12 protein-coding genes are annotated in these 11,208 nt (G+C 70.0%); 9 read left to right on the forward strand and 3 right to left on the reverse strand.

Annotation, left to right across the window (positions count from 1 at the left end):
- The first annotated feature begins 65 nt into the window (after positions 1-65).
- The 6 genes from ABW16_RS10285 (at position 66) to mnmA (ending at position 5,658) form a co-directional block, all read left to right on the forward strand.
- Entirely contained in the window at positions 66-809 is a 744-nt protein-coding gene (locus ABW16_RS10285) for an SDR family oxidoreductase (protein WP_047319095.1), read from the forward strand.
- Positions 806-1,534: an SDR family NAD(P)-dependent oxidoreductase gene (locus ABW16_RS10290; RefSeq protein ID WP_047319050.1), complete on the forward strand. Its 729-nt coding sequence runs from the start codon at positions 806-808 to the stop codon at positions 1,532-1,534. Before ABW16_RS10285 ends, ABW16_RS10290 begins: the two co-directional genes overlap by 4 nt.
- A gap of 110 nt (positions 1,535-1,644) precedes the next feature.
- A complete protein-coding gene (locus tag ABW16_RS10295) occupies positions 1,645-2,508 on the forward strand; it encodes a GNAT family N-acetyltransferase (RefSeq protein WP_047319096.1) in 864 nt (287 codons plus the stop codon).
- Positions 2,505-3,323, forward strand: a complete 819-nt coding sequence (locus tag ABW16_RS10300) for a lysophospholipid acyltransferase family protein (protein ID WP_047319051.1) — start codon at positions 2,505-2,507, stop codon at positions 3,321-3,323. Before ABW16_RS10295 ends, ABW16_RS10300 begins: the two co-directional genes overlap by 4 nt.
- A gap of 62 nt (positions 3,324-3,385) precedes the next feature.
- On the forward strand, positions 3,386-4,585 hold the full coding sequence (locus ABW16_RS10305; RefSeq protein WP_047319097.1) for a cysteine desulfurase family protein: 1,200 nt from the start codon (positions 3,386-3,388) through the stop codon (positions 4,583-4,585).
- Positions 4,582-5,658, forward strand: a complete 1,077-nt coding sequence (mnmA, locus tag ABW16_RS10310) for a tRNA 2-thiouridine(34) synthase MnmA (protein ID WP_047319052.1) — start codon at positions 4,582-4,584, stop codon at positions 5,656-5,658. Before ABW16_RS10305 ends, mnmA begins: the two co-directional genes overlap by 4 nt.
- Positions 5,659-5,746: 88 nt before the next feature.
- Here the strand turns inward: mnmA and ABW16_RS10315 are convergent, their stop codons facing one another.
- A complete protein-coding gene (locus ABW16_RS10315; RefSeq protein ID WP_047319098.1) occupies positions 5,747-6,370 on the reverse strand; it encodes a sensor domain-containing protein in 624 nt (207 codons plus the stop codon).
- Between the two features lie 61 nt (positions 6,371-6,431).
- Between ABW16_RS10315 and ABW16_RS10320 the strand changes: the two genes are divergently transcribed.
- Positions 6,432-7,445, forward strand: coding sequence for a uroporphyrinogen decarboxylase/cobalamine-independent methonine synthase family protein (locus ABW16_RS10320; protein ID WP_047319053.1), 1,014 nt, complete (start codon positions 6,432-6,434; stop codon positions 7,443-7,445).
- On the opposite strand, the gene ABW16_RS10325 is transcribed toward ABW16_RS10320, so the two are convergent.
- On the reverse strand, positions 7,442-7,840 hold the full coding sequence (locus ABW16_RS10325) for an MmcQ/YjbR family DNA-binding protein (protein WP_047319054.1): 399 nt from the start codon (positions 7,838-7,840) through the stop codon (positions 7,442-7,444). The genes ABW16_RS10320 and ABW16_RS10325 overlap by 4 nt on opposite strands.
- A gap of 33 nt (positions 7,841-7,873) precedes the next feature.
- On the opposite strand from ABW16_RS10325, the gene ligA reads away from it, so the two are divergent.
- Positions 7,874-9,967 (forward strand): NAD-dependent DNA ligase LigA, encoded by a 2,094-nt coding sequence (gene ligA / locus ABW16_RS10330; RefSeq protein ID WP_047319055.1) that lies wholly within the window; start codon positions 7,874-7,876, stop codon positions 9,965-9,967.
- Here ligA and ABW16_RS10335 read toward each other — a convergent pair.
- The gene (locus ABW16_RS10335) at positions 9,964-10,545 is read right to left on the reverse strand and encodes a TetR/AcrR family transcriptional regulator (protein WP_047319056.1); all 582 of its coding nucleotides are present in this window, start codon (positions 10,543-10,545) and stop codon (positions 9,964-9,966) included. The two genes, ligA and ABW16_RS10335, sit on opposite strands and share 4 nt — an antisense overlap.
- 119 nt (positions 10,546-10,664) lie before the next feature.
- Between ABW16_RS10335 and ABW16_RS27725 the strand changes: the two genes are divergently transcribed.
- Positions 10,665-11,208 (forward strand): PGRS repeat-containing protein (locus ABW16_RS27725; protein WP_047319057.1); only part of this gene is annotated, 544 nt, incomplete at its 3' end.

Raw genomic sequence — 11,208 nt, forward strand, 5'->3', positions numbered from 1 at the left:
CCACGGGCAGCGCAGTGCCAAGGTCGAGATATCGAAACCGTGCTGAACGAGAGGGTGTGTCGAAGATGAAGATCACTGTGATGGGTGCCAGCGGGCAGATCGGCACCAAGGTCGTCGAGCTGCTGCGTGCCGCCGGCCACGAGACCGTGGCCGCCGCCCGCAATACAGGTGTCGACGTACTGACCGGAGATGGCCTGGCCGAGGCCCTGTCGGGTGCCGACGTGCTGGTCGACGTGGTCAACTCACCGGACTATGCCGACGGGCCGGTGCTGGAGTTCTTCACCAAGGCCACCAACAACCAGGTGGCCGCGGCCGAAGCCGCGGACGTCGGCCACTATGTCGTGCTGTCGATCGTGAACTGCGACGGCCTGCCCGACAGTGGCTATATGCGTGCGAAGGTGGCCCAGGAACGCATCATCGCCGACTCGGGGCTGCCCTACACCGTCGTCCGCGCCACCCAATTCCACGAGTTCGCCGACGGCATCATCGCGTCGCTGACCGTCGACGGCGAAGTCCGGGTGCCCGAAGGCCTGATCCAGCCGGTCGCCGGTGCCGACGTGGCCGCCGAAGTGGCCCGCGCCGCTCAGGCCGCGCCGGTCGACGGGATCGTCAACATCGGTGGCCCGCAGAAGCTGACCTTCGGCGAACTGGCCGCCCTGGTGCTGGCGCATCGGGGTGAGAGCCTGCCGATCGTCGTCGACCCGGCTGCGGTCTACTTCGGCACCAAGGTCGGCGACACCGGCCTGGTCACCGGCGACGACGCGACCCTGGCCACCACCCGTCTGCTCGATTGGCAGGCGGCACAGTGAACGAACTGGCGGGCCAGACCGCGTTGGTGACCGGCGGGACCGCGGGTATCGGACTCGAATCCGCGCGGCTGCTGGCGCGGCACGGCGCCGCGGTGATCATCACCGGCCGCTCGGCAGCACGTGGTACCGCGGCCGTCGCCGAACTCGGCGGCGCGGTGAGATTTGTGGCTGCCGATCTGTCCGACCTCGATTCGGTGAAATCGTTGGTGGAGCAATGCGGCGACGGCGTCGACATCGTGGTGAACAACGCCGCCAGCTTCCCCGGGGCACTGACGGTCGACCAGGACGTGGCGTCGTTCACCTCGACGTTCGACACCAACGTGCGCGGCGCCTATTTCCTGGTCGCCGCCCTGGCGCCGGGCATGCTGCGGCGCGGGCGCGGCAGCATCGTCAACGTCACCAGCATGGTCGCCTTCAAGGGCGTGCCCGGGGCGTCGAGTTACAGCGCGTCCAAAGCCGCGTTGGAGTCGCTGACCCGCACCTGGGCCGCCGAATTCGGCCCGCACGGGGTACGGGTCAACAGTGTTGCTCCGGGACCGACCGCCACCGAGGGCGTCGTCGCCGAATGGGGTGACGTCAATGACGAACTGGGCCGGGCGCTGCCGCTCGGGCGCACCGCACACGCGGCGGAGATCGCCGAAGCCGTGCTCTTCCTCGCCTCGCCGCGGTCCAGCTTCATCACCGGATCGACCCTGCACGCCGACGGTGGTGGCGCCGCCGCCTGATCTCGCGCCAATAAGCGGCGCTAAGCGGCGCACAATTCGTCACCAAGCGTGCATCGACATGTCATGCCGTGATTGCCTCGTCGCTGCCTGGCTGCGCGACCGTGCTCAGTGTGAGCACTGGTTCTGTTCTCATCGCCCCTGAGCCCGCCACCGATTCTCCCGCTTCCGGGACCGACAACCCGCGCTACTCGCTGCTGCTGTCCACCGACCCCGCCATGATCGAAGCCGCGCAGCGGATGCGATTCGAGGTGTTCAGCACCGAGCCGGGCTTCTGCCTGACCGACACCGACGACCGACCCGGCCTGGACGCCGACCACTTCGACGAATACTGCGACCACCTGCTGGTGCGCGACGACGACTCCGGTGAACTGGTCGGCTGCTACCGGATGCTGCCGCCCACCGGGGCCATCGCCGCCGGAGGCCTTTACAGCGCAATCGAATTCGATGTCACCGCGCTGGACCCGCTGCGGCCGTCGCTGGTCGAGATGGGTCGCGCCGTGGTCCGGCCCGGCCACCGCAACGGCGCTGTCGTGCTGTTGATGTGGGCCGGGATCCTGGCCTACCTGGACCGCTACCAGTACGACTACATCACCGGCTGCGTCTCGGTGCCGGTGTGCGGCGAGGGCGCCCCCGGCAGTCAGATCCGCGGTGTCCGCGACTTCGTGCGGCGCCGCCACGCCTCCCCGCACCGGGTGACCCCGTATCGGCCCGTGGTGGTCGACGGTAAGAGCCTCGACGAGATCGCGCCGCCGACTCGCCCGACCATGCCGCCGCTGCTGCGCGGCTACCTGCGCCTGGGCGCGCGGGTCTGCGGTGAGCCGGCCCACGACCCGGCCTTCGGGGTGGGGGACTTCCCGGCCCTGCTGCGCCGCAGCGACGCCGACACCCGCTACCTGCGCCGGCTGCGGTCGGTGTCCGCGGCGTCGGTGGTGGCGGGGGCCCCTGAGGCGGCCGACACCGCCGCCCAAGCGTGAACCAAACGCCGGTGAACGCCTGGGCGCCTCAGGCGTTCTGCACCCCCCGGTGCATTCGTGGCGGTCGCGAGCGCCCGTTCCCGGGGGTGGTTGCCCTGCGGCTGGCCCTGGTGGTGCTGCTGGCGCCGCTGCTGCCACTGCTGGCGGTACCGGTTCCGGGCCGCGTCCGGCTGCAGCGCCGCTGCTGCCGGGTGGTGTTGCGCTGCTTCGGCGTGCGGGTGACCACGACCGGCGGGCCGGTACGCAACCTGCGCGGCATGTTGGTGGTCAGCCCACACGTGTCCTGGCTGGATGTGTTCGTGATCGGTGCGGTATCGCCGGGGACGTTCGTGGCACGCGCCGACCTGATCAGCTGGCCCGGCATCGGAGCGCTGGCCCGCATGATGCGGATCATCCCCATCGAGCGGGACAGCCTGCGGGGGTTGCCGGTGGTGGTCGACACGGTGGCGGCCCGATTGCGGGCCGGCCGCACCGTCGTGGCCTTCCCGGAGGGCACCACCTGGTGCGGACGGGCCCACGGCAAGTTCTATCCGGCGATGTTCCAGGCCGCCGTGGACGCCGCGCGGCCGGTGCAGCCGCTACAGCTCACCTACCACCACCAGGACGGGTCGCCGTCGACCGTGCCGGCGTTTGTCGGCGACGACAGCCTGCTGGCTTCGATGCGTCGCTTGATCACCGCGCGACGCACTGTGGCGCAGGTACATGTCGCGGCCTTGCAGTTGCCGGGAACGGATCGGCGTGAGCTGGCTGCGCGTTGCCAGGCGGCGGCGGGCTGGCGGGTGCCGCGGCGTCGACGAGCCCGCATCGTCTGTTGAACAGCGCAGCCGCCCGCCGCAGCGCCGGGGCGGCTGCGCGTGCCCGGTATCCTGGGCAGGTCATGGTCTATCTGGATCACGCCGCCACCACCCCGATGCACCCGCCAGCCATCGAGGCGATGGCAGCTGTGCTGGGAACCGTCGGAAACGCCTCCTCGCTGCACGCCGCAGGCCGCGCCGCGCGCCGCCGGATGGAGGAGTCCCGCGAGTCCATCGCGGCACGGCTGGGTGCGCGCCCGTCCGAGGTGGTGTTCACCGCCGGCGGCACCGACGGCGACAACCTGGCCGTCAAGGGCATCTACTGGGCCCGCCGCGACGCCGATCCGCGGCGACGCCGGATCATCACCACCGAGGTCGAGCACCACGCGGTGCTGGACTCGGTGGGCTGGCTCGCCGAACACGAGGGCGCCGAGATCACCTGGCTGCCCACCGACGCCGACGGCTCGGTGTCACCGGACGCGCTGCGCGAGGAATTGGATGCCGGCCGGGCCGACGACGTCGCCCTGGTGTCGGTGATGTGGGCCAACAATGAAGTGGGAACGGTGTTGCCGGTCGCCGAACTGGCTTTGATCGCGGCTGAGTTCGGAGTGCCGATGCACTCCGACGCCGTCCAGGCGGTCGGGCAGTTGCCGGTCGATTTCGGCGCCAGTGGGTTGTCCGCGCTGAGCCTGACCGCCCACAAGTTCGGCGGCCCGTGCGGGACCGGCGCACTGCTGATTCGTCGTGACGTAGCCTGTGTCCCGCTCACGCACGGTGGTGGGCAGGAGCGTGACATCCGTTCCGGCACACCCGATGTCGCCGGGGCAGTCGGAATGGCCGCGGCGCTTCAGGCCGCGGTGGGCTCGTTGGAGGCCACCGCCGACCGTGTTGCGGGCCTGCGTGACCGGCTCATCGACGGAGTGCTCGCCCGGATCGACAACACCCGGGTCAACGGGTCACGCACTCAACGGCTGCCCGGCAACGCGCACTTCACCTTCGCCGGCTGCGAAGGCGACTCCCTGCTGATGTTGTTGGACGCCAACGGCATCGAATGCTCCACCGGATCGGCCTGCACCGCTGGTGTGCCGCAGCCCTCGCACGTCCTGACCGCGATGGGTGCCGATCCGGTCGCCGCCCGTGGATCGCTGCGACTGTCGTTGGGACACACCAGCGTCGACGGCGACGTCGACGCCGTGCTGGCGGTGCTGCCCGGCGCGGTGGAGCGGGCCCGCCAGGCGATGCTGGCCGCCGCGGGAGTGAGCGCGATGAGGGTGGCCCGGTGAAGGTAGTCGTCGCGATGAGCGGCGGGGTCGATTCATCGGTCGCCGCGGCCCGCATGGTCGACGCCGGGCACGACGTGGTCGGCGTCCATCTGGCGCTGTCGCGCAATCCGGGCACCCTGCGCACCGGCTCGCGGGGGTGCTGCTCGCGGGAGGACTCCGACGACGCCCGCCGCGTCGCCGACGTGCTGGGCATCCCGTTCTACGTGTGGGACTTCTCCGAGCAGTTCAAGGACGAGGTGATCGACGACTTCGTCGACTCCTACGCCCGCGGCGAGACGCCCAACCCGTGCATGCGGTGCAACGAGAAGATCAAGTTCTCCGCGGTGGCCGCCCGAGCCCTCGCTCTGGGCTTCGACATGGTGGCCACCGGCCACTACGCCCGGCTCGCCGACGGTCGACTCCGGCGCGCGGTGGACGCCGACAAGGACCAGTCCTACGTGCTCGCGGTGCTGACCGCCGAGCAGCTCCGGCACGCCGCGTTCCCGATCGGGGACACCCCCAAGCCACAGATCCGCGCTGAGGCCGCCGAACGTGGTCTGGCGGTGGCGAGTAAGCCCGACAGTCATGACATCTGCTTCATCCCGACCGGCGACACCCGCACCTTCCTCGGCGGCCACATCGGCGTACGGCCGGGGGCCGTGGTGGACACTCACGGGTCGGTGCTGGCCGAACACGACGGGGTGCACGGTTTCACCATCGGCCAGCGCAAGGGCCTGGGCATCGCCGGGCCAGGCCCGGACGGCCAGCCGCGCTATGTGACCGGTATCGACGCCGCGACCGGCACCGTCACCGTCGGGCCCGCCGCCGAGTTGGACGTGGTGGAGCTCACCGGGCGGGCACCGGTATTCACCTCCGGGCGGCCGTGGCATGGCCCGGTCGAGTGCGAGGTGCAGGTGCGCGCCCACGGTGAGACCGTCGGCGCGGTGGCCGAACTGGTCGGCGACATGTTGCAGGTGCGACTGCGCACGCCGTTGCGCGGCGTGGCCCGCGGCCAGACCCTGGCCTGCTACCGCCCGGACGCGCAAGGCGACGAAGTGATCGCCAGTGCGACGATCGCAGCCACCGGCGCATAGGGTCAGCCTTTAGCGCCGAACGTGTACTGAGTGCGGCGATGTGGCGGTTTTTTCGCCCTGAATGCACGTTCGGCGCGGGGAATCGCGCCTAACCGGGCACCGCCGAAGCCATATTCGTCACCACCAGGTCGGCGTCGGACGCCGAAAAGCCGCAGTAGGTGACCTCCAACAGGACCACCGACTTGACCTGGTAGGCCCGGCCACAGTCCCCGGCGTGGGTGCGCAGGGACTCGTCGTCGGCATCCCAGTCGCTGACCAGTCCCGGCCCGGCCGAGGTGTCGGCGCACTCGGCCACCGTGGCCACCAAAGCGTCGAGAGCGTGGTGGGCTGTTTCGGCGTCGGGGTAGACGGCCGCGCCTTCGGAGACCATCGCCGCCTTGGGCGGGTACTGGTAGGTGGTTTTGTGGAAACGCGTCGGCGCGGAGCCGAACACCGCGGTCTCGACGAAGACGAAACGGCACGGCGGCGGGATGGTCGCGGCGAGGTCGTCGATGTCCGTTGGGGAGCTGGAATCCATGGTGGGGATCACCGTCAGCTGTTCGTCGGCGCCGACGATGGCCCGCATCCGGGGCGTGCCGAGCATGACCCGGCCGAGATCCACCGCGCCGTCGGGCGCCGGCAGCGCCGCGGGTGGCAGCGCCGTCCCGCCGACCAGCCGGGTACAGCCCACCACCGCTGCCGTCACCGCCCAGATCGGAACCAGCCGCGACATCTTCACCCTCGAAGGCTAGCCCGCCGTGCCCAGGGCTATGTCACTTCAATACGGTTGCCCGGTGAGTGCTTTCGCCACCGGGACCGGACTGGGGTCGTGGCCGGGCACCTCGGCCCGCGCGGCGGCCGAGGTGGTGGTCGGTGAGCTGGGCGACAGTCTGGCCCACCTGGTCGAGCTGCCGGGCCGCGGCGTGGGCGCCGACATGATCGGTCGGGCCGGCGCGCTGTTGGTCGACATCGCCATCGACACCGCCCCGCGCGGCTACCGGCTGGCGGCGCGCCCCGGCGCGGTGACCCGGCGCGCGGTGAGCCTGCTCGGCGAGGACGTCGACGCCCTCGAGGAGGCGTGGGAAGTCGCCGGCCTGCGGGGCAGCGGGCACCCGGTCAAGGTGCAGGCGGCTGGGCCTCTGACCCTGGCTGCGGAGGTGGAGCTGGCGAATGGGCACCGGGCAATCACCGACCCCGGCGCGGTGCGGGACCTCGCCGCATCGCTGGCCGAGGGGCTGAAGACGCACCGGGCAGGTCTGGCGCGTCGCCTCGACACGCCGGTGGTGGTGCAGCTCGACGAGCCATCGCTGACCGCGGCGGTGACCGGCCGGCTGGCCGGGGTGACTGCATTGAGCCCGGTGGCCGCCATCGACGAGGCGGTGGCCACCGCGCTGCTCGACGGCTGCGCCGAGACCATCGGCGGCGAGGTGCTGGTGCATAGTTGCGCGGCGGGACTCCCCTGGAATGTGTTGCAGCGCAGCTCTATCACCGCGCTGGCGCTCGACTGCACCGCGTTGGAGTCCGCCGACTACGACCAGATCGGTGCGTTCGTCGACGCCGGCCGCACCGTGGTGATGGGGCTGGTTCCCGCGCTTGCTCCGGCGCGGCGCCCGTCGATGGAGGAACTCGCCGCCGCGGTCGCGGCGATCACCGACCGGATCGGATTCGCCCGCGCGGTACTGGCCGAGCGAGTCGGCATCAGCCCGGTCTGCGGGTTGGCCGGCGCCAGCGCCGCGTGGGCGCGCACCGCAGTAGGGCTGGTGCGCAAGGTGGGCGAGGCGCTGGCCAGCGACCCCGAGGCGATCTAAGCGCCCCCGTCCAGGAGCCGGATCAGCCGCTGCGGCGCGGTCAGCCGAAACGACGCGTCCACCAGCTCGCCCACCTCGTCCCAATCCACTGAGGACGCAAGGAAATCCAGTCCCAGCCAACCGGACGGCCCCAGATACATCGGAGAGAAGAACCGCGGGTCTTGCTCCAGCGCCCGCCGCTCGGACTCGTCGACTTTGACCAGCAGCGCATGGGGGTAGGGCACCATCGCGCCGGTGGCCTTGGAGTTGCCGCCGTAGACCGCGAACATCTTCGGAGCGCAGAACACCGGGCGGCCGTGGGAGATCTTCTCGAACGCTTCGGGAAACCCCAGCGCGATGCGCCGCAGCTCCGCCAGACCAGGATCGTCATCGCGGTACATGATCGGGTGCGGCATGCCGCCAGCGTAGCCAGCAGATAACCTTCGGGGGTGAGCCCAGAGGCCGACAGCGTCACCCCCGACCTCCGGCGGCAGTGGTATGAACTGGCCGAAGAGGTGCGTGAACACCAGTTCCGTTACTACGTCAAAGACGCGCCGATCATCGCCGACGCCGACTTCGACGAGCTGTTCAACCGGCTGCTCGCGCTGGAGGACGCGCACCCGGAGCTGCGCACCCCCGACTCACCCACCCAACTCGTCGGCGGTGCCGGATTCACCACCGAGTTCACCCCCGCCGAGCACCTGGAGCGGATGCTGTCGCTGGAAGACGTGTTCTCACCCGAGGAGCTGACGGCCTGGGCGGGCAGGGTCATCGGTGAGATCGGCGGCGACACCGCCTACCTGTGCGAACTCAAGGTCGACGGGGTGGCGCTCGGGCTGGTGTATCGCAACGGCCGGCTGAGCAGCGGGGCCACCCGCGGCGACGGCCGGATCGGTGAGGACGTGACCCTCAACGCGCGCACCATCGTCGATGTCCCCGAATTCCTCAACCCCGACACCGAATTCCCCGTCCCGGCCGTGTTGGAGGTACGGGGTGAGGTGTACTTCCGGCTGGAGGACTTCGAAAACCTCAACGCCGGACTGGTCGCCGAGGGCAAGGCGCCGTTCGCCAACCCGCGCAACAGCGCGGCGGGCTCACTGCGGCAGAAGAACCCGGCGGTCACCGCCCGACGCAACCTGCGGATGGTCTGCCACGGCCTCGGCTACACCGAGGGATTCAGCCCCGACAGTCTTCATGAGGCCTACACCGCGATGAAGGCCTGGGGGCTGCCGGTCTCCACCCACACGGCCCGCGTCGAGGGGATGGCCGCGGTGGCCGAACGGATCAGCTACTGGGGTGAGCACCGGCACACCGTCGAACACGAAATCGACGGTGTCGTCGTCAAAGTCGACGATCGGGCCCTGCAGCGCCGGCTCGGCGCCACCTCCCGGGTACCGCGCTGGGCGGTGGCCTACAAGTACCCGCCGGAGGAGGCGCAGACCACCCTGCTCGACATCCGGGTCAACGTCGGCCGCACCGGCCGGGTCACTCCGTTCGCCTATATGACCCCGGTCAAGGTCGCCGGCTCGACGGTGGGACTGGCCACCTTGCACAACGCCTCGGAGGTCAAGCGCAAAGGCGTGCTGATCGGCGACACGGTGGTGATCCGCAAGGCCGGCGACGTGATCCCCGAGGTGCTCGGACCCGTGGTCGACCTGCGCGACGGCAGCGAGCGCGAGTTCGTCATGCCGACCCACTGCCCGGAATGCGGAACGCTGCTGGCCCCGGCCAAGGAGGCCGACGTCGACATCCGCTGCCCCAACGCCCGGTCCTGCCCGGCGCAGCTGCGCGAACGGGTATTCCACGTCGCCGGACGCGGTGCCTTCGATATCGAGGCACTGGGTTACGAAGCGGCGATCGCACTGCTGAACGCCGGCGTCATCACCGACGAGGGCGATCTGTTCACCCTCACCGAAGACGACCTGCTGCGCACCGAGTTGTTCACCACCAAAAGCGGTGCGCTGTCCAAGAACGGCCGGCAACTGCTGGCCAACCTCGACAAGGCCAAACACCAACCGCTGTGGCGGGTGTTGGTGGCGTTGTCGATCCGGCACGTCGGACCGACGGCAGCCCGGGCACTGGCCACGGAATTCGGCAGCCTCGACACCATCACCGCGGCGTCCACCGAGCAGTTGGCCGCCGTCGAGGGCGTCGGCCCCACCATCGCCGCCGCGGTCACCGAATGGTTCGACGTCGACTGGCACCGCGCGATCGTCGACAAGTGGCGGGCCGCCGGGGTACGGATGGCCGACGAACGCGACGCGAGTATCGAACGCACGCTGGAGGGGCTGAGCATCGTGGTGACGGGCTCGCTGACCGGCTTCTCCCGCGACCAGGCCAAAGAGGCGATCATCGCCCGCGGTGGCCGCGCGGCCGGTTCGGTGTCGAAGAAGACCGCCTACGTCGTGGCCGGCGATGCGCCGGGATCGAAGTACGACAAGGCCGTCGAACTCGGAGTCCCGATCCTGGACGAAGAGGGTTTTGTCCGGTTGTTGGCCGAGGGCCCCCAGGACCCGGAAGAAGAGTCGCCGCAGGCGGATTAGGCCGTCAACGACTTCTGCAGGGCCAGCCGGGTTTGTGCGATCGCTTCGTCTGGCGCGACGATTCCGCGGGCGATCAGCAGGGCAGCGCCAAGAACCTGGCCACCGAAGTTGGTCGCCGCGACGACGGGATTAATCCGCTGGTCGATTTCGCCGGCGAGCTGTGCTCGGTGGACGGCCGCTGCGAGCAGCCCGACGGCCTGGGCCTCGGGAATCAATCGTCGGGAGTCGGCGATCGGGGTCAGGATCAAAACCCGGTAGCGGTGGCCGGCTTCAATGGCGGGTCCCACCAACTCGATCAGGCTCGGTAACACCGGGCCGTCGGTGGGCAACGAGAGGTAAAGCGCACGCATCGCGGCGACCGCTGCGTCGTGGATCGCTGCGACCAGCTCTTCCCGGTTGGGGAAATGCCGGTACACGGTGGCTCGGTTGAGTTCGGCGGCATCCGCGATCTCCTGCACCGACGCATTCGGGTTTCCGGCGAGCAAATCCGTTGCCGCCTCGATAATCCGCAGCCGATTTTCGACGACGTCCGATCGCGTGCGAGCCCTGCCACCTGCTACGGAAGATCCAGCCGCCATGGTTGACAGCGTAGGTGACGCGTGGCATCGTCCCCCTCACGAAGTGCGACATTATGTTGCACTTACGGTGTTGGTGCGCTGGCGGTCGCACGTCAGCTCGAGCACTGAGCGAGGACGCAATGACCACCCGTGATCACGCCCGCTCGAAGCCCGAGCCGGGTGTCCGTACCCGGATCGGTGCCGCAACGGCCGCCGGCGCGTTGTTCACCTTGGGGTTGCTCCCGCTGGCCGCTCCGCCTGCAGCGCAGGCCGACCTCGTCGACGAGGTGATCGGTGAGGTGTTCTCGCCGCTTATCGAGCCGGCGACGAACACCCTTGACTGGCAGGCTTTCTCGTCCACCACGGCGTGGGACGCCGACTTGACCGCATTGTTCCAAGAGTTGATCTACACCCCGATTCACACCGGTATCGACCAGTGGCTCGACAGTGACGCCGGCCAGCAGGTCAGCGCCGTGATCAACCAGCTGCTGGGCTCCTACGCGATCGGCGATGGCGCTGCCGGCACCGTCGAGCATCCCGACGGCGGCGCCGGCGGGTGGCTGTTCGGTGACGGCGGCACCGGCTTTGACAGCACCACCGCGGGGGTTGCCGGAGGCAACGGCGGGGCCGCGGGGATCTTCGGCACCGGTGGGGTCGGCGGCGCTGGAGGCGCCGGGGCCGCCG

The organism is Mycolicibacter heraklionensis (assembly GCF_001021505.1).
GTDB classification, from domain to species: Bacteria; Actinomycetota; Actinomycetes; order Mycobacteriales; family Mycobacteriaceae; genus Mycobacterium; species Mycobacterium heraklionense.

What these genes read in the sequence shown, in the direction of transcription:
- ABW16_RS10285 (WP_047319095.1), top strand. Translation starts at nt 66, where the DNA reads ATGAAGATCACTGTGATGGGTGCCAGCGGGCAGATCGGCACCAAGGTC.
- ABW16_RS10305 (WP_047319097.1), top strand. Translation starts at nt 3,386, where the DNA reads ATGGTCTATCTGGATCACGCCGCCACCACCCCGATGCACCCGCCAGCC.
- ABW16_RS10315 (WP_047319098.1), bottom strand. Translation starts at nt 6,370, where the DNA reads ATGTCGCGGCTGGTTCCGATCTGGGCGGTGACGGCAGCGGTGGTGGGC.
- ABW16_RS10325 (WP_047319054.1), bottom strand. Translation starts at nt 7,840, where the DNA reads ATGCCGCACCCGATCATGTACCGCGATGACGATCCTGGTCTGGCGGAG.
- ABW16_RS10335 (WP_047319056.1), bottom strand. Translation starts at nt 10,545, where the DNA reads ATGGCGGCTGGATCTTCCGTAGCAGGTGGCAGGGCTCGCACGCGATCG.